Origin of the sequence: Ancylomarina sp. (assembly GCF_041555295.1) — a bacterium.
Taxonomy (GTDB): Bacteria; Bacteroidota; Bacteroidia; order Bacteroidales; family Marinifilaceae; genus Ancylomarina.
Map to the genome: position 1 here is coordinate 1 of NZ_JBFFKR010000038.1, position 22,197 is coordinate 22,197.

Annotated in this window: 14 protein-coding genes and 2 pseudogenes; 9 read left to right on the forward strand and 7 right to left on the reverse strand. The window is 36.1% G+C overall.

From position 1 onward, the window contains the following. From ABY905_RS05060 to ABY905_RS05070, 3 genes are all read right to left on the reverse strand, one after another. Positions 1 to 3,357, reverse strand: a 3,357-nt coding sequence (locus tag ABY905_RS05060) for a hypothetical protein (RefSeq protein WP_372641208.1), incomplete at its 3' end; no start/stop codon positions are given. A gap of 189 nt (positions 3,358 to 3,546) precedes the next feature. Continuing rightward, complete coding sequence (locus ABY905_RS05065; RefSeq protein WP_372641210.1) at positions 3,547 to 5,721, reverse strand: OmpA family protein; 2,175 nt, start codon at positions 5,719 to 5,721, stop codon at positions 3,547 to 3,549. 25 nt (positions 5,722 to 5,746) lie between these two features. Further along, on the reverse strand, positions 5,747 to 6,667 hold the full coding sequence (locus ABY905_RS05070; RefSeq protein ID WP_372641212.1) for a type IX secretion system membrane protein PorP/SprF: 921 nt from the start codon (positions 6,665 to 6,667) through the stop codon (positions 5,747 to 5,749). 380 nt (positions 6,668 to 7,047) lie between these two features. Here ABY905_RS05070 and ABY905_RS05075 point away from each other — a divergent pair, with 380 nt between their 5' ends. The 4 genes from ABY905_RS05075 to ABY905_RS05090 all read left to right on the forward strand — a co-directional run bounded on the left by ABY905_RS05075 (position 7,048) and on the right by ABY905_RS05090 (position 10,636). Continuing rightward, a complete protein-coding gene (locus ABY905_RS05075; RefSeq protein WP_372641214.1) occupies positions 7,048 to 7,527 on the forward strand; it encodes a PaaI family thioesterase in 480 nt (159 codons plus the stop codon). Positions 7,528 to 7,915: 388 nt separating this feature from the next. After that, positions 7,916 to 8,554 carry an HAD family hydrolase gene (locus ABY905_RS05080; RefSeq protein ID WP_372641216.1) on the forward strand — a complete coding sequence of 213 codons (639 nt, stop codon included), beginning with the start codon at positions 7,916 to 7,918 and terminating at the stop codon, positions 8,552 to 8,554. A 50-nt stretch (positions 8,555 to 8,604) separates the two neighbouring features. Beyond that, complete coding sequence (locus ABY905_RS05085; protein WP_372641218.1) at positions 8,605 to 9,261, forward strand: DUF5020 family protein; 657 nt, start codon at positions 8,605 to 8,607, stop codon at positions 9,259 to 9,261. A 79-nt stretch (positions 9,262 to 9,340) separates the two neighbouring features. Then, the gene (locus ABY905_RS05090; protein WP_372641220.1) at positions 9,341 to 10,636 is read left to right on the forward strand and encodes an NCS2 family permease; all 1,296 of its coding nucleotides are present in this window, start codon (positions 9,341 to 9,343) and stop codon (positions 10,634 to 10,636) included. Between the two features lie 131 nt (positions 10,637 to 10,767). On the opposite strand, the gene ABY905_RS05095 is transcribed toward ABY905_RS05090, so the two are convergent. After that, positions 10,768 to 11,559: an alpha/beta fold hydrolase gene (locus ABY905_RS05095; protein ID WP_372641222.1), complete on the reverse strand. Its 792-nt coding sequence runs from the start codon at positions 11,557 to 11,559 to the stop codon at positions 10,768 to 10,770. A 499-nt stretch (positions 11,560 to 12,058) separates the two neighbouring features. Here ABY905_RS05095 and ABY905_RS05100 point away from each other — a divergent pair, with 499 nt between their 5' ends. Genes ABY905_RS05100 through ABY905_RS05110 form a run of 3 tightly spaced genes read left to right on the forward strand, consistent with a single transcriptional unit; the run spans position 12,059 to position 15,470 of the window. After that, positions 12,059 to 12,745 carry a succinate dehydrogenase cytochrome b subunit gene (locus tag ABY905_RS05100; RefSeq protein ID WP_372641224.1) on the forward strand — a complete coding sequence of 229 codons (687 nt, stop codon included), beginning with the start codon at positions 12,059 to 12,061 and terminating at the stop codon, positions 12,743 to 12,745. Positions 12,746 to 12,764: 19 nt separating this feature from the next. Next, on the forward strand, positions 12,765 to 14,705 hold the full coding sequence (locus ABY905_RS05105) for a fumarate reductase/succinate dehydrogenase flavoprotein subunit (protein ID WP_372641226.1): 1,941 nt from the start codon (positions 12,765 to 12,767) through the stop codon (positions 14,703 to 14,705). A gap of 3 nt (positions 14,706 to 14,708) precedes the next feature. Next, the gene (locus ABY905_RS05110) at positions 14,709 to 15,470 is read left to right on the forward strand and encodes a succinate dehydrogenase/fumarate reductase iron-sulfur subunit (protein ID WP_125030107.1); all 762 of its coding nucleotides are present in this window, start codon (positions 14,709 to 14,711) and stop codon (positions 15,468 to 15,470) included. On the opposite strand, the gene ABY905_RS05115 is transcribed toward ABY905_RS05110, so the two are convergent. After that, positions 15,460 to 15,924 carry a septal ring lytic transglycosylase RlpA family protein gene (locus tag ABY905_RS05115; RefSeq protein ID WP_372641228.1) on the reverse strand — a complete coding sequence of 155 codons (465 nt, stop codon included), beginning with the start codon at positions 15,922 to 15,924 and terminating at the stop codon, positions 15,460 to 15,462. The genes ABY905_RS05110 and ABY905_RS05115 overlap by 11 nt on opposite strands. 134 nt (positions 15,925 to 16,058) lie before the next feature. Next, positions 16,059 to 17,156 carry a hypothetical protein gene (locus tag ABY905_RS05120; protein ID WP_372641230.1) on the reverse strand — a complete coding sequence of 366 codons (1,098 nt, stop codon included), beginning with the start codon at positions 17,154 to 17,156 and terminating at the stop codon, positions 16,059 to 16,061. A 683-nt stretch (positions 17,157 to 17,839) separates the two neighbouring features. Between ABY905_RS05120 and ABY905_RS05125 the strand changes: the two are divergent. After that, positions 17,840 to 19,063, forward strand: a pseudogene (locus ABY905_RS05125) (malic enzyme-like NAD(P)-binding protein); the annotation flags it as partial. Between the two features lie 75 nt (positions 19,064 to 19,138). Further along, positions 19,139 to 20,098, forward strand: a pseudogene (locus ABY905_RS05130) (phosphate acyltransferase); the annotation flags it as partial. Between the two features lie 56 nt (positions 20,099 to 20,154). On the opposite strand, the gene ABY905_RS05135 reads toward ABY905_RS05130, so the two are convergent. Further along, positions 20,155 to 22,197: lamin tail domain-containing protein (locus tag ABY905_RS05135; RefSeq protein ID WP_372641232.1), on the reverse strand; the 2,043-nt coding region annotated here is incomplete at its 5' end.

The following is a 22,197-nucleotide window of genomic DNA, read 5'->3' on the forward strand; positions in this document are numbered from 1 at the left end:
ATTATGAATGACCAAGCTTCCATTAGTTACATCAACGATTGGGTTTGTATTAATTCTCAAATTAGTGCCTGGAACCTTATAATCGTTAGTCAACAGGTTTTCACCATTCAACACTTCATCCTCATTTACTTCTGAAACATCATCATTTGCTGTTAAGAATTCATTAACATCTGTAATTGATATCGTAAAATCACCTGCAATTTTAGAACCGTCAGCACTGATAGCTTCGATACGAATTACATGAGTTTTTTCTACTTCAAAGTCAATTAAACTTTCATCTGCAACTACGACAATACCTGATGAAGCATCAATCTTAAATCGACCGCCAGCATCATCCAATAAATGATAACTAATTACATCACCATCAGCATCAGTCGCCAAGGCAGTAATATGAACTGGAGAATCATTCGCCTCAATTTCGCTGATTATATTATCAGCAGAATCATTATCAATTAAGTTTGTAATTGCATGATCTGTATCACCACCCGTTTCATCAACATCGGTTACAAAAATTGGGAAATCACCAGCAATTTTAGAACCATCAGCACTTCTTGCTTCTATACGAATACTGTGACTCGCATTGCTCTCGAAATCAATCTGACTTTCATCCTTCACAGTCACAACTCCTGACAATTCTTCAATTTTGAATCGACCATTATCATCATCAATTAAATGGTAAGTAATGGCATCATCATCAAGATCGGTTGCATGCGCGGTAATATGAACAGGTGAATCGTTTATAGCATTCTCGCTGATAATATTCTCACGCTCCTCATTATCGATCAAATCAGTAATCGGATGATCTGAATCGCCATCCTCATTGGTAATCAAAATAGTGAAATCGTCTGCAATTGTCGATCCATCAGCACTGCGTGCCTCTATACGAATCAAGTGAGATTCATCAGTTTCAAAATCTATCAAAGCTGCATTAGCAACCGTCACAATACCTGTTGTTTCATTAATCTTAAATCGACCTCCTGCATCATCTATTAAATGATAGGTAATCACATCACCATCGGCATCAGTTGCTAAAGCAGTAATATGTACTAAATCATCTGCCTTCGCATTTTCACTGATGGAATTATCTAAAGGATCATTGTCAGTTAAATCACTAATAGAACTACTCCCATCCAGAATTGTAATTATTTCACGCACTACGCCATCTTTAACAGCATTCACTATTGTGGAAACAGTAATCTCAACAATTTCATTATCCTCATCCAAAATATCATCAATCGAAGACAAAACAATTTCCCCTTTTATTTCTCCTACAGGAATTTCAATTGTATTCGAGTTCTGCGCATTCAGACCAGGTGTTAAACTATAATCGCTTGCTTCAGCAGTTCCGCCATAAGCTAGTGTTATCGTAACTGGCAACAATGATGCATAATCTAATTCTGCAGTTATGATTGAACTCTCATTATTCTCTTGTATTGTACTTTCAGAAACCGATAAGCTTATTTTTGGTAAAGTTGCAACACCAAAATGTTGATCGAAAAACTCAACTCCCGATGAATAAATGGCGTACGATCTAGGATTCTTACTTGTAATAATATTAGATCCATAGCTTACCTCAACAAGGTATTGTCTTCCAATTTGAGGTTTAAAAATATAATTCCCTAAATCATTATTATAACCTAAAGCTTCTAACGATTGTGTTGTAAAAGTTTCTATCAACTCATCATCTGCGTCAATCACTTTATTGTAGGTCTTATCCCAATACAATCGAACCTCAGCCCCCATCAATGCTAACTCGTCAGCATCTTTTAGTCCATCGTGATTCAAATCATTAAAGACTGTTCCACTAATCGTTCCTGGTGTAAAAAGATCACAAGTGTGTTCAGGCAACTCCAAAATACACGTTTTAGTTGTCCCTGAACTATATGAATGCCAATAGGTATTAATCGAATTTTCATTACCGTATTCATATTCAATCCAATAATGACTTGGTGCTTTTTCACCTGTCAAATCAACTTTAAGTTGCCCACCAGGTAAATTCTCTCTAATATTACTATCATCCCAGTATAACTTTGGCACGTATGCTGTAGGTGTTTCAGGTCGAACTGTTCTTGGAACTATCCCTTTAGTCAAATGTTCCACATCGTACATAGGGAAATGAAAAGTTCCTTGAAAGTAATCAAATACACAGGAAACTAATTCGATATCGGTAACTAGCTGCCCCAGTCCATCTAATCCATCCCATGCGATATCGCGAATAAGAACACCTTCCTCATTGGGGAAAGGGTGAGATAGGGTTGTAATAATTCTATCACTTGTTCCAGGATCATATTTATTATTAGATCCATGAAAATCAAGAAGCAGATCGATTCGCCCTTTTTTCTCAACTGCAACGCGGAAAAAGTATTTCCCTGGACAACCAAACAAACGCGGGTAATTATTTTCTTCATCTACAATAAATTCGCCATACCCTTCAGCTGAAGGGAAAGCTGTTTCGTCTGGCTCATTTAGGAATATTTTGAATTCTGGAGAAAGCTTGTTTTTATTCTCAACTGATTTTCTATTTACTTCAAAATCGAGTGTATTATCAGTACCTGTGGAATTGAAGGCTATACTAAAACGAGCCCCTCTAAATCCTGAATTTTCAAAATCAACCTCAGTCACATAGCCTCCACTATAGGATGTAGATTCCGCATAACTGTATACCTTTCCGTTAAAATCTCTATCGTACCAATCATTTGAAATACGTGGAGAGACTAGAGCCCATTGTTTAGCATAAACTCGTCCATCGATAGCCTTCTTACCAGCACCTTTGCTCGCTACAGTTATATCCCACCACTCGGTATAAATAGCCCTCTTCTTATAAGTTGCTTGTGCAGCACTAAATTCGATATAATAATCCCCCGGGCCACTATTCGGATTAAAAACGAACGCATTATACCCTCCTGATCCACATATTTGATTAGGACCATTCTTTACCTGAGCCAGTGATGTAACCATATTCCCAGGAACTTTCTCACCATTATGTGAGTCATATTTAGGCCAAACAACAATCCCATTGGGATCCTTAATACGCATCCAAGTATTAACTTTCCCATACGAACTTGAGTGAGAATGCCCATTGTTTACAAATTGAGAGAATCCGAAATAGACTAGCTCATTTGCAGGGTCCTTAATATGAATATATATTCGCTCAGTATCCTTACTATTATAATTACCAAAATTACCATGTTTAGCATCATTGAAAGCGGTATATACCCTATCACCAGTTTTAGGAGCTAATTGCTTTGTTCCTTCGGCATAGACATTATTAGCACCTATGCAAAACATAACAATTAAGGCAATTAAAACACCTTTTATTATTTGATTGATCTCTTTATATGAGTACAAATTTTTCATGCTTTTTGCGTTTTAGTAGTTCTTCTCTATATAAGTTCTCCCAACTCACACTACCTCTGTTCTATAATTACAACTCGTTATAAAAACGAATATAAGGATGGAAACCACCCATCATTAAAAATATATAATGGGACATCATCCTATTCAAAGAGATTTATGATTCAGATTATAAATCATATTAACGATCACTTATTTCTCAACTTGTTCATCTAAAAAAGTATTCAATTCAAAATCGACACATCTGTTAATTCTATACCAATCTTTTAATGTTTGTCCCTCAAGTCTATCAAAAGGCGAACTCTCTCCCAAAGCTAGAATAACAACTCTGTTGATATCGATTCCTCCTTTAACAAAAAACTCACGCGTTGCAGCAGCTCGTCTAAAAGCCAATGCATCGTTATACTCTGATGTACCACGAGCATCAGCCCTAGCCACAAGAGTTACCATCAGTTTATCATTCTTCTTTAATAGATCAACAACTTTATCTATATTATCGAAAGCCTCTTCTTTCACATTCGATTTATCGTAATCGAAATAGACAGTGGCCAACTCATCAGGTAAAAATTCATTTTTAATATCTTTCTCAGACATTAATCTCATGGACAGCTCGTGATTAATATTCACAACACTATCACTCGTTAGAAAACTAAAATCGAGAGCGTAATAACCATCCTTTTTAGCAAAAACTCTATAGTTGATATTTTTCTCTAATTTCACTGCATAATTACCAAAGCCTAACTCTGGGTGAAGATCAATAATTTTAGGTTCTATAATTTGAAGAATATCAGGAACCAATAATTCACCACTTGAATAATCTTTCGTAGCAAAATTTACTTTTGTCTCAGGTAAATCATTACGTTCCTTCAACTTAAAATAATGTGTCATCTCCGGATCAAGGATATGACTAAATAAAACTGTATCGACCGGATAATAACCTGCTTTTTCAACCAAGATTTGATAAACCTGCTCCCCTTTTATATCAAATGAATATTGATTTTTCTCATCATTATATTTCACGTCAACTCCCTTAGGTTTTATAAGACTGATTTGATCTGGGATAACAAAATTTTCATTTAGAGAATCTTTTATCACTAGATTAACTCTATTGTCTTTCTCTATTTCAAAACTGTAAATATCATCTTCACCCAATCCTCCATTTCTATTCGATGCAAAATGACCAACCCGACCATCAGGGTGCATAACTAAAGAAAAATCATCAGCACTTGAATTCATAGGTGACCCAAGGTGTCCTGGTTTAAATTCCCGTCCATACGTATTAACAACATATAAATCTAATCCTCCCCTGCCTGCATGACCATTCGAAGAAAAAAACAAAGAATTATTTGAATTAAAATGGGGAAACATCTCATCTCCTTTTGTATTCACAAGATTACCCAAATTTTCAGGCTTCGACCATTCACCATCAATCAAATAACATCGATATATATCAGTTCCACCAAATCCACCTGGCATATTAGATACGAAATACAAAACCTTACCATCATTGGAAAGACTAGGATGGCCTACTGAATATTCATCACTATTGTATGGAAACTCAGCAATGACCTTCCATCTCCCTTTATTCTCTTCGGCTATAAATATTTTCAGATTATTAACACCGTTTTTGTCACGTTTCAACTTCCCTTTAAAATAATTACTTCTGGTAAAGAACATTTTCTTGAAATCAGAAGAGAAACAAATAGCACCTTCATGGAATTTTGATCCAATGCTATTCCCAAAACGAGCAATTTGATTTTGTGAATCTTGAGTATCATCATAAACAAACAAGTCCAAAAAGAATTCACCATTCCAATCGTATTTGTCATTTCTATAATCTTTACTTTGACGACCAGAACTGAAAATCATATTCTCCTTATAGTAGGCAGGCGAAAAATCAGTATAAATTGAATTAAAAGGAGAACTTTTCAACTCACAAATCAGATCTTTAAGAGTCTCTTTCTCGAACTTCTTCACATTCTCAACTTCTTTCCGAATCCCCTTATCACCGGGATGCTTATCAAGATATCGCTGATAAGCGAGCTTAGCCTGTCCATATCGCCCTCTTTCTTTCAAAAAGGCACCCAGTAGAATAAGATCGGAATCCTCTTTATTTTGATTCTCAATGAGCAACTCAAAATACTCAGTCGCTTTATCATTGTGATTCATCTTGTGATACGATTGAGCTAATCTCCTTATAACATGAGCGTTTTCAGAGTCATATTTCAAAGCATACTCGTAATATTCTATAGCTTTCTTATAGTTAAAATCATCAAACTCACGGTCACCCGAACGCACAGATAATTTCTGGGAGAAAGAAGCTGATGAAATAGCTAGAAGAATAAAGAATAATACAAACCTATTCATGATATATTGTCAATTTTATAATGTTCTAAAAATAACGAGGAGACCTCAATTTCTTCGACTTAAAAACGATATCATAACTCATTGAAATTTCGTGAGAGCCATGTGTTCGACTAGATAATTTTGAAACCGCGATATCGTAAGAATACCCCAATCGGAGTTGGTTATTGATATTAACCTGAAAAATCGCTGCTACAGAATCTTCATTTCTAAATGAGGTTCCTAACCAAAATCGATCTAAGAATATTGCTGTTGCTGAAAGGTCCCATGAAAGTCGTGATCCTTGAGTTGCTTTTAATAGCATGGTCGGTTTCAGCTTTATAAAAGGATTTACTTTTATTAAATAGCCAGCCATTAAGAAATAATGCAATTTACTTTTGTCTAGTTTAGCACTTGATATGCCGCCACTTTTAATTTCTGTTTGAAGCAGCCTTGGAATAGAAAATCCAACAAAGAAATCTTCACCATAAACATAATTTCCAACACCAAAATTAGGGAGCACATCATTATTGAGTTCCTGTATCAAAGGATCGTATTGGTCTACAACTCTAGAATTTGTTAAATCGACTTTTTGATGCGTTAATCCAGCCTTTAATCCAAAATTCATAAACACGGTTTTGGCTAACTTAATCTTGTAAGAAAGATCAACACCAACATCTGTACTTTTTTCAGGGCCGATAACATCTGTTTCCAGAGTTAAGCCAACCCCCATATTGAAAAATGAAATTGGAGAATTTATTGAAAGAACTGCACTTTTGGGCGCACCGTCTAAACCAACCCACTGCTTTCTTGCAATCCCAAGAATCTGAGTAGATCCTCTAGATCCAGCATAGGCAGGATTGATAGACGAGGGGTAATTCTGATATTGGGTAAACATTTTATCTTGTTGCCCAAAACTAGAAATTACAAGCCCTATTAAGAACAATAGTATAAAAAGTCGCTTTTTCATTTAATTACAGCATTACATCTTCAGTTAATATTAGAAACCAAAGGTGTTTTTATAGCATGATATATAGTCAATTATAGATTGGCTGGTATAAAAAGATACACAAAAGTCTTATTTTTTTCCAATTTATCAATACCAATTACACGAACTGTCTTTATGTTTACATGAGACTCATTTCTAACCAGTCTAAAAAAAAAAAAATCCCAATAGCTTACACTAAAAACTTGATTCGAACATAAGGCGCCATTTTTGATAACAACATCCTTCCCAATTCATATTTATTCCAATAAGAATTCATTCAATTTTAATTAACACCCTTAGAAGCTGTTTGGGGAGAAATATTACATTTGCCTTTAAATCTTCATATCTTAAATTACAACTCTATGAAAAGAATAATCAATCCCTTTATAAATGGCGACAATGGCAACTGTTTCGGTTGTTCGCCTCATAACAGCAATGGTCTAAAGATGGATTTTTTCGAAGATGGTGAGTTTCTTATCGCAGAATGGGAGCCGCAATCTCATCTCTCGGGTTTCAAGAATGTATTGCATGGAGGTATACAAGCTACTATTATGGACGAAATCGCAAGCTGGGTAGTATTTGTAAAGTGTCAAACAAGTGGAGTTACTACAGAATTAAATGCCAAATACCGTGGGACTGTTCTTACTGATCAAGGGAAAATTACGGTTAGAGCCAAATTAATCTCTCAAGAAAAGAAATTTGCAAAAATACATACTGAAATTTTCGACCATAATGGCAAACTTGGATCTCAAGCAGAAGTTACATATATGATCTTCCCTCAAGAGATGGCAAAGAAAAAATTTGAATACCCAGGTATAGAATCTTTCTATGAAAAAGAGTAAGAGTATACGCCACAGTTGACATTTTACATAACACAAATAACAAGTCATATCGAATCTAAATTCGATATGAATCTTTGCATATAAACTAAAAAAGAACTTATTTTGCCGCTCTATTAAAAAAGCATCATCTGGGAAACTGGTAACTCCGAATTTCTAATTCGGCCAAAAAACGAAAGGATGTACACAATTAGCAAGTATAGCACACAAGTGCTTTTTATATCTAGTAAAAGATATCTCTCTTCTCAAAAGAGAGCGCTTAGCTTCCACCTGCTTTTTAATCTCATCACAAAATTTTATTGGCAAAATAGATTCTTCAGCTTTAAACTTGCTCATTTTTTTCAAGATCAGGTGAAATTTTCAATTCCTCACCTCTTTAATGGAAACGAGAATGCATAGATTTAAAGCAATAATATGGGACTATAACGGAACACTTCTTAACGATATTGAAATCGGAATTGAGAGTATCAACCTCATGTTGAGCAAACGAAATCTTCCATTACTCACTAGTGAAAGTTATCGTGAAGTGTTTACATTCCCTGTTAAAGATTATTACGAAAAAGTTGGTTTCGATTTTCAAAAAGAGGATTGGGATTTAACGGCTCACGAATTTATTGCCAATTATACAAAGCTATTACCCCATTCCGATATCTTCACTGAAGCTAGAATCTTACTTGATCTGTTTAAGAAACAAGACAAGAAACAATTCATTCTATCAGCAATGGAAATGAATATGCTAAAGGATTCAACACAACATCTAAATATTCAAGATTTTTTCGAAGAAATATCTGGTATCAATGACATTTATGCCAGTTCGAAAATTGAGAATGGGAAAAACCTATTTCAAAAGCATCAATTAAAAGCTGAAGATGTTTGCCTTTTCGGTGATACGACACACGATTATGAAGTCGCTCAATCTTTAGGCTGTCATTGCTACTTAATTGCATCGGGACACCAATCCATCGAAAAATTAAAAGCAACGGGATGTCCCAACATTATTAAAAGCTTAAACGATATTATTACAGAATAAACAACCATTTTAAATATATCATTTTTTCAACCAATCATTTTATTAAACCGATGAAAAAACTAGTTACAATTTTCGCAATTCTTTCAGCTTTTGCTGTAAATGCTCAGAACTTTCAATTACACCGTGATCTTGAGCGTGGGCACTACACATCGACTTTCGAGATGTTTAAAATGGACAAATGGGGTAACACTTTTACCTTTATCGATTTTGATTACGACAAAGGAAATGTAAGCTCTGCTTACTATGAAATCGCTCGTGTATTGAAAACTGAAAAAATGCCAATTGGCCTACATGTTGAATACAATGGAGGAACATCAAATCAATTTTCATTTGCTAATGCATGGATTTTTGGAGCCAACTATGCTAAAGGAACAAAGGATTGGGGATTCTCAACTTATGCTGGTTACAAAGCAATTAAAGGGGCTGACGAAGCTAACTTCCAGGTGACTGGAACTTGGTACGTAAACCTGTTTAAAGGGAAAGTAACGTTCTCTGGATTTGCTGATCTTTGGACTGAAAATGGAAGTGATGAAGCAATTGCAAATTATATTGTATCGGATGATACTGTTTTTTTAACAGAACCTCAGATCTGGTATAATGCAACAGAAAATCTTTCTATTGGTGGTGAAGTTGAAATTTCTAGCAACTTCCAGCAATCACACAAGTCATATATTCGTCCTACTTTAGCTGTTAAGTGGAACTTCTAATCAATTCCATTATCACAATATAAATAATCTGCAGCTTACTATTTTTTTTGTAGGCTACAATTCGCAATTCTAAACAAGTATGTTAGATAAATATTTCAACATTACAGGTAGTGGTTCTACTCTCAAAACAGAGATTATAGCAGGTATTACTACTTTCATGACAATGGCCTATATCCTTGCCGTGAACCCAGATATTTTAAGTGCCACAGGTATGGATAAGGGTGCTGTTTTTACAGCAACGGCTCTTTCTGCAATTGTAGCAACATTATTTATGGCTCTTGTAGCTAAACTACCATTTGCATTGGCTCCAGGTATGGGATTAAATGCATTCTTCGCCTTTACTGTTGTATTAGGTATGGGATACAGCTGGCAGTTTGCTTTAACCGCTGTTTTCATTGAAGGTATTATTTTCCTACTCCTAACTGCTTTCAATATTCGTGAGCTGATTGTCAACTCAATACCATTGAATTTGAAACATGCTGTCTCTGGAGGTATTGGTCTTTTCATTGCTTTTATTGGACTAAAAAATGCAGGTATTGTTGTTGACAACCCAGCAACTTTAGTTTCTTTAGGTAGCATGAAAGACCCCGCAGTTATAGTAGGTCTTGTTGGTATTGTAATTACAGGTGTGTTATTAGCACGTAAGATGAAAGGTGCTTTATTAATTGGTATTCTTGCTTCTACTGTACTTGCAGTTATTCTAGGTGTTGCTCACCTTCCAGAAGGCTACAAGTTTATTAGTATTCCTCCTTCAATTGAGCCAGTTTTCTTCAAGTTTGATTTTTCTAATATTTTCAGCCTAGATATGGCAGTTGTACTTTTCACATTCTTATTTGTGGATATGTTCGATACCGTTGGGACGCTTATAGGTGTTGCTTCTAAAGCTGACATGCTTGATGAAGAAGGACGTGTGCCACGTGTAAAGCAGGCTCTTTTTGCTGATGCTATCGGAACATTCTTTGGTGCGATCTTCGGTACTTCTACTGTTACGACATATGTTGAGAGTGCTGCAGGTGTTGCAGAGGGTGGCAAAACGGGTATGACAGCATTGTCTACTGCTGCCATGTTTGCTATCGCTTTATTATTTGCTCCTGTTTTCGTAATGATTCCGGGTGCTGCTACAGCTCCAGCTCTTGTAATTGTAGGTTTGTTTATGTTGTCCCCAATCTTCAAAATTGATTTGAACGATTATACAGAGGCAATTCCTGCATTCCTAACAATTATAATGATGCCATTAACATTTAGTATTGCAGAAGGTATCGTATTCGGTATGTTATCTTATGTAGTTCTTAAATTATTAACCGGCCGTTACAAAGAAGTGAAGCCGATCATGTACGTGATTGTGATTCTTTTCTTAATCAAATTCTATATTTAATAGAAAATCTCATTTTCTATACTAATCTAAATAGATCAATTTGAACATCAGTCCTTGACTCCTGTCCAATTTTTTATCTCGAAATCTGATCTAAATGCAAGCTCCACGCCCCCAATCGTGGAGCTTTTTTTTTATAAATCTTCCAAAATAGATAGAACAGCTTCAATACATTTTTCTTTTTCTTCAATGAAGCTCATATGTCCTGAATAATCAAAAATAATTGGCTGCATTCCATTCTTCTGAGCCCACTCAACTCCTTTCTCAAAAGGAATAAAATTATCCTCCTTACCAATAAAACTATATTTGGGAACTGACAATTCTCTTAGCATTTCATTTCTATCCGGACGAATCATCATCGCATTTAAGGCAGCAATCATCCCCTCGTCCTTGGTGTATAATGCAATCTCAATCAAAGCATCAATCTCATAAGAGAAAGCCTCGCGATTTTTATTCGAAAATGTATTTGGAATAGCCGTTGTACAGATCAAATCCTTTTTACCTTTTCTGATGAATTCAATTTCACGACCTCTATTAGCCCTCTTCTCTTCGGTATCAGCATTGGCCGATGAGTGTAAAAAAGAGAAACTCGCCAAATTATCAGCATATTTATCGGCGAAAGCCAAAGCTACATAGCCTCCCATAGAATGTCCCATTAGATGAATCTTATTAATATCCAGATGTTGAATGACAGCATAAACGGCATCAGCCATATCCTCAACCGAAACCTGATCTTGCTTTAAATCCGATTTTCCATGTCCAGGTAAATCAATAGAAATTACTCTGGTTGATTTCGCCAGTTCACAAGCTATGGCATCAAAAGTTTCAATTGCCTCAAGATAGCCATGCAGAATTACTAAAACAGCACCATCCCCCTGATCACTGAATCTGATTTTATATTTTATAATATCAATCGATTTTATCATCACTTTCCTTTTAAAGGTTATGTAAAAATAACGAAATAAAGAATTTTAAAAATTCAAAAACAAGTCTACGTAAAGCTGTTCTCAAAGAAGATTCATAATTATACGATATATTTTTAGATTCGAGAGCGTTATCTCTGCTCAGTAATCTATTTCACCTTAACGCAGTAAGATTCTCCACTCGTCAGACTAGTAATTCAATATACCGTTCTAAATAAGAATAATACGACTAAGCTTGTTTTAAAACATATTAAATAGTAATACCTTGCAGAGATTTGCTTAGAATATTAAAGAATTAATTCAGTAATTGATTTAAGCTTAATCACATAGGTTTTAACTAACAAATAACCACTTAGTATATTGCTAAACAGGTTATTGTTAGAATCATTCTAAATAAATTACATGTGTTAAGTAATATTGTTTTCTCACACGTGAGCATCTACATTTGCAATTGAATTAGTTAAACCTTAGAATAAAAACAATCTAATTAATTTTTAGTCCTATGAGCAGTTTCTTAAGTTCATCAATTGGGAAAAAGCTGATAATGAGTTTATCAGGCCTTTTCCTTATTGTTTTTGTGTTGGTTCACTTAGTGTTAAACTCCTTTTTGTTGTTTGATAGCACTGGCGAATTATTCAACGCAGGAGCTCACTTTATGTCATTACCAGTTATCCGTTTTGGATTACAGCCGGTATTGTTTGGTGGTTTCATTATCCACATCATTTACGCTATCGTTCTTACATTGCAGAACATGAAGGCTCGTCCTCAAAAGTATGCTGTGCAAAATTTGAAAAATAGTAGTACTTGGTCATCTCGTAACATGTTTGTGTTAGGTGGACTTGTGTTGGTTTTCTTAGCAATGCACTTGATGCATTTCTTTATTCCTATGCAAATTACAGGTGAAGTACCTTCTACTATCATGCACGGAGAAACAGTTCATGATGGAGCAAAAATGGTAAAAGATTTATTTACTAGCGGAACTTTTGGTATTGTTTACACTAGTCTTTATGTCTTAGGCGCTATCCTTTTAGGATTACACCTTGCTCACGGATTTTGGTCAGCTTTCCAATCAATCGGATTAAGCAATAGAAACTGGATTAGTCGTCTAGAGAAAGTAGCTTATATCTACGCATTTATTATTGCTGCAGGATTTGCAATCATTCCTTTGTACTTACACTTTTTTGCTTAATTGCTAAAATTTAACGGTTATGACAGTATTAAATTCAAAAATTCCAGCCGGGCCTTTAACTGAAAAGTGGTCGAAGCATAAAGCTGCCATCAAGGTAGTTAGCCCTGCTAATAAGAGAAAATTAGATATTATCGTTGTAGGTACCGGTTTAGCTGGTGGATCTGCTGCTGCTTCTTTGGCAGAGATGGGATACAACGTAAAAGCATTTTGCTACCAAGATTCAGGACGTAGAGCTCACTCTATTGCTGCTCAGGGTGGTATTAACGCTGCAAAGAACTATCAAAACGATAATGACTCAGTTTATCGTTTATTCTATGATACAATTAAAGGTGGTGACTATCGTGCTCGCGAAGGTAACGTTTATCGTTTAGCTGAAGTTAGTGGCGAAATCATTGACCAATGTGTTGCTCAGGGTGTACCTTTTGCACGCGAATATGGTGGAACTTTATCTAACCGTTCATTCGGTGGTGTATTAGTAAGTCGTACTTTCTATGCTCGTGGACAAACTGGTCAGCAGCTATTGTTAGGTTGTTACGCTTCTATGAACCGTATGATCGGACAAGGTAAAATTGAGATGCATGAGCGTAACGAAATGTTAGATATCGTTACTGTTGATGGAAAAGCTCGTGGTATTATCACTCGTAACCTAGTTACAGGTGAAATCGAGCGTCATGGTGCTCACGCTGTAGTTATCGCTTCAGGTGGATACGGTAACGTATTCTTCCTTTCAACCAATGCAATGGGTTGTAACGGTGGTGCTGCATGGCAAGCTTACAAGAATGGTGCTTATTTTGGAAACCCTTGTTTCGTACAAATTCACCCAACTTGTATTCCTGTTCACGGCGAGCAACAATCTAAATTGACTTTGATGTCTGAATCACTTCGTAATGACGGACGTGTTTGGACTCCAAAGAAAAAAGAAGATGCAATTAAATTGCAGAAAGCTCAAATGAGTCCTAACGATATCGCTGATGAGGATCGTGACTTCTACCTAGAGAGAAGATACCCATCATATGGTAATTTGGTACCTCGTGACGTTGCTTCACGTGCTGCTAAAGAGCGTTGCGACGAAGGTTTCGGTGTTAACGAAACTGGAAAAGCTGTATACCTTGACTTTAAATACTCAATTGAGCGTTTAGGTCGTGATGTAATAGAAGCTCGTTATGGAAACTTATTCCAAATGTACGAGAAGATTACTGATGCGAATCCTTATAATGAGCCAATGCAGATTTATCCTGCAATTCACTACTCAATGGGTGGTACTTGGGTAGATTATAACTTGATGACGACTGTTCCAGGTTTATATTCTATTGGTGAAGCTAACTTCTCTGATCATGGTGGTAACCGTTTAGGAGCTTCTGCTTTGATGCAAGGTTTAGCTGATGGATACTTTATCCTTCCTTACACTATTGGTGATTATTTAGCTGATGAGATTCAGGTTCCTCGAATTGACACAAACCATGCTGAGTTTGTGAAAAAGGAGAAAGCTGCTACAACTCGTATGGAGCGTTTATTCAACATCAAAGGAACTAAATCGGTAGATTCTTTCCACCGTCGTTTAGGAAATATCATGTGGGATCACGTTGGTATGGCTCGTAACGAAAAAGGTTTGAAATATGCTATCGCAGAGATTGCTAAAATCCGTGAGGATTTCTACAAAGATCTTCGTATTCCAGGTGAATTCAATTCAATGAACATCGAGCTTGAAAAAGCTGGTAGAGTTGAAGACTTCCTTGAATTAGGTGATTTGATGGCGCGTGATGCACTGAATCGTAACGAATCTTGTGGTGGTCACTACCGTGAAGAATCGACTACTGAAGAAGGTGAAGCTAAACGTGATGACGAAAACTTTACTTATGTTTCTGCTTGGGAATACAAAGGTGAAGGTCAAGAACCTATTTTACACAAAGAAGATTTAGTATTCGAAACTGTTGAATTAACACAACGTTCATACAAGTAAGCCATGGCAGATAAAATATTAAAAGAACTAACAATAAGAGTTTGGCGTCAAAAAGACGCTAAATCTAAAGGGAAATTAGAGTCCTATAAAATCAATAACATCTCAGGTGGAACTTCTTTCCTTGAAATGCTTGACATCTTAAATGAAGAGCTAATCAATAAAGGAACTGAGCCTATCGCTTTTGATCACGACTGTAGAGAAGGTATCTGTGGAATGTGTAGCTTGTTCGTAAACGGACGTGCTCATGGACCAGATAACGATATCACGACTTGTCAGTTGCATATGCGTAAATTCTCTGAAGGTGAAACGATTACTATTGAGCCTTGGAGAGCTGGTGCTTTTCCAGTAATCAAAGACTTAATCGTTGACCGTATGGCTTTCGAGAAAGTACTTCAGTCAGGTGGTTACATTTCAGTAAACACGGGTGGTGTACCTGATGGAAATGCAATTCCTATTTCTTACGATGATGCTGAGGAAGCTATGGACGCTGCTGCCTGTATTGGTTGTGGTGCTTGTGTAGCAACTTGTAAAAACTCATCGGCTATGTTGTTCGTTTCTGCTAAGGTATCTCACCTTGCAAAACTTCCACAAGGTCGTGTTGAGGCTACTCGTCGTGCTAAGAACATGGTGGCTAAAATGGATGAGTTAGGCTTTGGTAACTGTACCAATACTGGTGCTTGCGAGGTAGAATGTCCTAAGGGAATTTCTATTGCAAACATTGCTCGTTTAAACCGCGAATTCTTAAGTGCTACTATTAAGGAGTAATTAGATTAAAATCTAGATATGAAGAGCGTTGCCTTAGGGGAACGCTCTTTTTCTTTATCAAAAAATATAGAGGCAATATCATTAAATCTCTACTATTGACAAGTCGTATTTCAACATTGAAAATACCTTGGTCAAGATTACCAATAGCTTTAGCTGCCGCTTTTGATAAGTCGATAATACGTCCCTTTACATAGGGACCTCTATCATTTATTCGTAGATAAACTGATTTCTGATTATCCAGATTTGTTACTTCCAACCATGTTCCAAATGGTAAAGTCATATGTGCTGCGGTATATTTTTCCTGAGAAAAGTATTCTCCATTAGCGGTAAGTCTCCCATTAAACCAATCAGCATAGAAAGAGGCCTTCCCCTTTACAAGTGGATCTTGAGACTTTTGGGCAAACAAATTTGAACCCGAAAGCATAAAAAAGAAAATAGATAAAGATAACTTCATGTTTTAAATATAGTTAAAGCTTCGATAATCCAAACAACTGTCGTTTAATTGATGTGCTTTTGAGATTTTTCAAGTTTATTTAGCAAAAAAAACCGACTTAAGAAGCCGGATTTTTTAAAGTCTTAAAATCAGTATTAGTCCACATTGCTGTTAGCCAGATTGGTGTAATAAACCTCTCTGGCAACTTTATCAACAATATGCTTAACAAATTTCATATCATGCATTGAAGAGAAAATTTCATCCATCAATACTAGAGTTCCTTCACTCAACAATTCAGAAAGCTGAATGCTTGTACCATCTTCAAAAGTTATTTTAATATCGCGTCCTTTTCTGCAGAATGCCACATTTGCATCATCAGATTCATAATTATGTGTTATCTGAATCTTAGCACCTTCCTGAAATTCATCATTTCTATATACCATATAGTTCTCAGATTCGGAATTCCAGATAATTTTTATATTCCCTAATTCAAGAGAATACTTCAATTCTCTCTTATCCGTATCATCTGATTTTGTTATCTCAACTTCTTCTCTAAAAAGAATACCATCCCCTTTCATGAGGTTAAATTCATAACTGAACATCTCACCCAATCCGAACTCAACTCCAACAGAGTAATCATCTACAAAAGTAAACGTCGATGCATACTCAAAATTTTGGTTTTCTGAAATTGACCAATCAACAAATAGCTCACCTGCTTTTTCGTCTTGAATATCGATTTCAGATTTCAATAAATAATCAAATTGCATACCACCAGAATATGTATAATTATATTCATTTGTCGTAATGACAAAATCATTAACATATTCGGCATCTTCATCTACATAAAGTTTCCAAGGATGCATTGCCTTTTCCTTTGGCAAACGTAGAATGAACGAATCAGAATCGTCAACTTTATCAAATACTCTTAAATAGCCGTACTTGGTGGTACCTTGCTGTTCAGTAACTCCTTTTTTATAATCATAAATCCCCCTAATATCATTAAGAGTTATACTCATGGCATATCTAGAATCATCACCCGATTTTAGACTTGCATCATCGTCAACTGTGATTATTTCAAACCCTTTAGATTCAGAAATATTTACAACTGCATCAGTTAGGGCATTAGCTTTAACTTCCATCAGTTGTACAAGGGAAAGATCTTCTTCTAAATTATTATCCGAGTCTTCTGAACAACTCCATAATGCTGCAGAGAACAAAAGCAGCGTTCCAAAATAAAAAATATTTTTTTTCATACTCATAGAACTAAGTTGTCAATCGTATTTTCTTTAATCTTTATAAAAGGGGCTTTTTATTGAAAACAAAGACTATACCACAATTTAATAATCACGTGAATAATACATTTACAACACTATAAATCTATCATACACAGCCTTTAAAGCCAAAAGATACAAAAAAGCGCCCTGAAATAAGAAATAAATAAAAGAATGAAAACCTGTGGAATCGCCAATCTATATGTATATTAATTCTACACTGTATTCCTAAGACTTGAAGATTTAACTAAGTAAGGTGCAAAGAATACCTCTTTTTAAAGTGGAACTCATTTCCCACGGTAATTCCACATCTTTTTGAAAAAATAATCCATCTCCTGCAGCAATTCCTTAACTTTTTGAGAAGTTAACTCATTTGCTTCGGAAACCCAAAATCTTCATTCTTAACAGGTCAAAAAATCAAGCTTTTCTATCTCTAATTTATACGAGATAAATAGTTCATTTTCTATATTCGCTATTTAGATTTCTTCTAAAAGAATTAATTCTGAATTTAATAAAACGAAATCTATAGTCTGGAAGTCAGTGAAGTTGGGAAATTGTAAGCTGTTCAACAAAGGTGTTTGCCTTTTAGCTCTCTTTTAAGATCATAACACGAATTGTTACGACTTATAAAAGCAAGTCAACTAACCCAACCTAAAGAATTAGCCATGGCTAAATTTACTAAAGAAGATGCACTTCGATACCACGAAGGCAACCGACCAGGAAAAATTGAAGTTATCCCAACCAAACCCCATTCTACACAGTTAGACTTATCCTTAGCCTACTCACCTGGAGTTGCTGAACCTTGTTTAAGAATACAGGAAAACCCTGATGATGTTTATAAATACACGGCAAAAGGGAACCTCGTAGCTGTTATTTCGAATGGAACAGCAGTTCTTGGCTTAGGTGATATAGGTGCTGAAGCTGGTAAACCCGTTATGGAAGGCAAAGGTCTTCTTTTTAAGATTTTTGCTGATATCGATGTGTTCGATATTGAAGTCGATACAAAAGATGTAGATGAATTTGTCAAAATAGTGAAAGGCATAGCCCCAACTTTTGGTGGAATCAATTTAGAGGATATTAAAGCTCCGGAATGTTTTGAGATTGAAGATAGGCTCAAAATAGAGTTAAACATCCCTATAATGCACGACGATCAGCATGGGACGGCTATTATCTCATCGGCAGGCATGCTGAATGCTATCGAAATCCAAAAGAAAAAAATAGGTGATATAAAATTAGTCGTAAATGGAGCTGGCGCTTCTGCTGTAGCATGTACTCGCCTTTACATCTCACTTGGGATGAAAAAAAAGAATATCACTATGGTGGATAGCAAAGGTGTGATTTCTAAGTCGAGAACAGATTTAAGTGCCATTAAACGTGAATTTGCCACCTCAAGAGAGCTTCTTACGCTCGAAGAAGCGATAAGTGGTGCTGATATGTTCCTTGGCCTTTCGGTTGCGAACGTGCTATCTCCAGAGATGATTAAAAGCATGGCTGATCGTCCTATTGTGTTTGCCTTAGCGAATCCCAACCCCGAAATCGCATATGATCTTGCAATAAAAGTAAGAGATGATTTAATCATGGCCACTGGTCGATCAGATCATCCCAATCAGGTAAACAATGTCCTTGGTTTTCCATTTATCTTTAGAGGAGCTTTAGACGTAAAGGCAACTGGCATAAACGAAGAGATGAAAATTGCCGCTGTAAAAGCTCTCGCCGATTTGGCCAAAGAAGATGTGCCTGATATGGTAAACGCAGCTTATAAGGAAATGAATCTGAACTATGGGACTGATTATATTATTCCGAAGCCTCTTGATCCAAGATTGCTAACCGTAGTGGCACCTGCTGTTGCAAAGGCAGCCATGGAATCAGGTATTGCCCGTTCCCCTATTACCGATTGGGAAGCCTACGAAATGGAATTGGAGCAGCGTATGGGGCGGGATAACAAATTGCTTAGGTTCTTAACCAATAAAGCCAAACGAAATCCTAAACGAATTGTATTTGCCGAGGGAGAAAATTTCAAAGTACTAAAAGCGGCTCAAACGGTATTGAACGAAGGTATTGCACATCCTATATTACTTGGAAATAAAGAAGAAATAAAAAAAATAATTTTGGATAACGAACTCGATTTGGAAGATATTCCAATCATCGATTGGAGATCTCATGAAGAACAAAAAAGACGTGAGAATTTCGCGACGATTCTATTCAAAAAAAGAAATAGAAAAGGCTTAACCTGTAAAGAAGCCTTGGAGCTCATGACAAATCGAAATTATTTTGGTGCCATGATGGTAGAAACGGGCGAGGCCGATGCTCTCATCAGTGGATCAACTTCCAAATATGCCGATACCATAAAACCAGCGATTCATACTGTGGGTATAAAACCTAAAATTAACCATATTGCGGGCATGTACCTTTTGATGACAAAGCAAGGCCCCATCTTTTTCTCAGATACAACCGTCAACCCTCGCCCAGATGCACAAACTCTAGTAGATACAACATTATTAACTGCCGAAGCCGTTCGGAAATTTAATATTGAACCTGTAATCGCACTTGTAGCCTATTCAAATTTTGGATCGATACGAACAGGGAGCCCTGTTCGTGTTCAGCAGGCAGCAGCTATATTGCACCGCGACCACCCTGATCTGATTGTTGATGGAGATATACAAATGAACTTTGCTTTAAATAGTGAGCTGCGAAACCAAATGTTCCCTTTTACAAAACTTGGCAAGCGAAGAGTGAACACCATTATCTTCCCAAATTTGAGCAGCGGAAATATTGCTTACAAAATGATGCAAGAACTGGCTCAAGTTGAAGCTATAGGTCCTATTCTGCTTGGCATGAACAAATCGATTCATGTAATAGCTCTCGAAAGTTCTGTTCGCGAAATAGTGAATATGGTCACCATTGCTGTGGTCGATGCACAATAAGTTCAGAAGTTTAAAAAGCTTCAGCTAAATTAATTTTAGCTGAAGCTTTCTTATTTTCACTTCAACTTACCACCTAAAACACAAGTTCTTTTATAGGTTTTAACATCTCCATCGGGATGAAATAATTCAAAATAAAAAACATATATTCCAATTGGAGCCCGCTCCTTAATTGATAGTAAACCATCCCAAAATAATTCATCATTAGTTGATAAAGTCAGATTACTTGCCAATCGTCTAACCTCTCGTCCAAAACTATTGTAGACTCTAATATTAGCCACGTAGCCACTCTTCTCTAAATCGAAATTAATGATCAACCGATCATCAACGCCATCATTATCTGGAGAGAACGTTCTCGATTTAAACCCAACTACATTTACAACCGTTTCATCAACATCATAGGATGAATTTTTCAAGCCTGGTGTTCCAAAGCCAATACTTTGAGCTGCTGATTTCCAATTCGAATATGAATTTGTTTCCTTATTGGGATTAATACGCTCCAAAGACACGCCTTCTTTAGATGTTAAAAGGTTAAAGTGAATATTCTCATCATAAGCAAAATCATCAAGCTGATCGTTATTCTTATTCAAAATAACAACACGCCCCTCATCATCATTATATGGTGGTAAATTCTTCAATTGCAAAAAAGTACTTTCATCTATATGAGCATAATTCATCTTCACATTTGCCGTATCCGCACTTAGCAAAAGATAAGCTCCAGCTTCGAGCATCTTCGATTTTTCACTCATCTGATAAATAGCATCAAGTTGATAATCCTCATCTCGATTTGCAATAAATAAGTCTTGAACATCAATCATCCTATCGGACACATTGAGCAATTCGACATAATCAGTTCCTCCAGGGTAAGGGTTGAATAAAACTTCATTAATAATAAGATCACCTTCTTGAGGCATATCTGCAAATGAAAACTCCAACTCTCGTTCTTCAATTGAATTCCCTGCTAAATCGACAAGTAAATCCGATAGAGTTAGCTGAAAAAGAATATTGTGTTCAAAATCTGTTTTGAAATTCAATCGCAAAGCAAACCTATCATTTTCAATTTCGACCACATGCGTTGGATGACCAATATCTCGACTAAGCAAATAATTTTGAATATTAAAAGCATGGTTTGATTCTAAAGTCTCACTAAAGAAGAGATCTATAGAGTTAGAATTACTCATTTCGAAGCTCAGTAATCTTGGAGGAATAACATCCGGATTCAGACCTTCAATTGAATTATTCTTCCCTGGTGTCCCACCACTTTCATCCATCGAGGCTCGCCAATTATCAGCCTGCCAAGAATGATTGTCAATATCAATCCGTTCGAGACTCCAACCGCCATTTTTCTTTTCATCATCTCCATACCAATCTGATGAATAGGTGACTTGATCAAGTAACACGCCTGATGAAGATTCTAAGGAAATACTCGTACCTGAATTGGTCAAACTTGGAAAACTACTGACCCCCAGAGAATTCCCAAACTCACGATACAATTCGGTTGCAGCATTGGAACAGAGAATTAAATAATCATGAGCTTGAATCTCAAAACCTGAAAGTGTTTTCTCTGAACCACCAACCTTCAGTTTATAATCCTTAATATTAATAGGGAACTCACTAGTATTATAAATCTCGATAAATTCATATTCTGGCAAACCTACAATAGGGGTTTCATCAGCAAATATCTCATTGATAACAAGATCATACTCATGAATATCGTGCCACAGAAAATCGACACTAATTTCTTGAGAATTCCCGCACTCATCGGTTAGATTATTCATGGTCAATTTCTGAATCTCACCATCTTGAAGTTCACTTGCAAAATGAAGTCTAAATACTTGATCTGACTCTTTAGTAATTGAAGAGACCGAAATGCTTTCAATTGTATAATTTGAAAGCAAAAGTGCCGCATCTTCATTTATGCTTTCCGAAAACTCCACTTGTAATTCCTGATTTGACAGTAAAACATGAGATTTTAAAACGGGAGCTATATTATCCTCGTAAATTCCTTTTATCGAATTTTCACTCCCCGGTGTCCCACATTTTATATTTTCTGAAACCGCCCAATTGCTAGCCGTTGAGCAAAAATTAGTAATATCAATTCG

Excerpts from the sequence above, each read along its gene's own strand:
- ABY905_RS05100 (WP_372641224.1), top strand. The coding sequence starts at position 12,059 with ATGAGCAGTTTCTTAAGTTCATCAATTGGGAAAAAGCTGATAATGAGT.
- ABY905_RS05115 (WP_372641228.1), bottom strand. The coding sequence starts at position 15,924 with ATGAAGTTATCTTTATCTATTTTCTTTTTTATGCTTTCGGGTTCAAAT.
- ABY905_RS05090 (WP_372641220.1), top strand. The coding sequence starts at position 9,341 with ATGTTAGATAAATATTTCAACATTACAGGTAGTGGTTCTACTCTCAAA.
- ABY905_RS05070 (WP_372641212.1), bottom strand. The coding sequence starts at position 6,667 with ATGAAAAAGCGACTTTTTATACTATTGTTCTTAATAGGGCTTGTAATT.
- ABY905_RS05095 (WP_372641222.1), bottom strand. The coding sequence starts at position 11,559 with ATGATAAAATCGATTGATATTATAAAATATAAAATCAGATTCAGTGAT.
- ABY905_RS05080 (WP_372641216.1), top strand. The coding sequence starts at position 7,916 with ATGCATAGATTTAAAGCAATAATATGGGACTATAACGGAACACTTCTT.
- ABY905_RS05065 (WP_372641210.1), bottom strand. The coding sequence starts at position 5,721 with ATGAATAGGTTTGTATTATTCTTTATTCTTCTAGCTATTTCATCAGCT.
- ABY905_RS05120 (WP_372641230.1), bottom strand. The coding sequence starts at position 17,156 with ATGAAAAAAAATATTTTTTATTTTGGAACGCTGCTTTTGTTCTCTGCA.
- ABY905_RS05075 (WP_372641214.1), top strand. The coding sequence starts at position 7,048 with ATGAAAAGAATAATCAATCCCTTTATAAATGGCGACAATGGCAACTGT.
- ABY905_RS05105 (WP_372641226.1), top strand. The coding sequence starts at position 12,765 with ATGACAGTATTAAATTCAAAAATTCCAGCCGGGCCTTTAACTGAAAAG.
- ABY905_RS05085 (WP_372641218.1), top strand. The coding sequence starts at position 8,605 with ATGAAAAAACTAGTTACAATTTTCGCAATTCTTTCAGCTTTTGCTGTA.
- ABY905_RS05110 (WP_125030107.1), top strand. The coding sequence starts at position 14,709 with ATGGCAGATAAAATATTAAAAGAACTAACAATAAGAGTTTGGCGTCAA.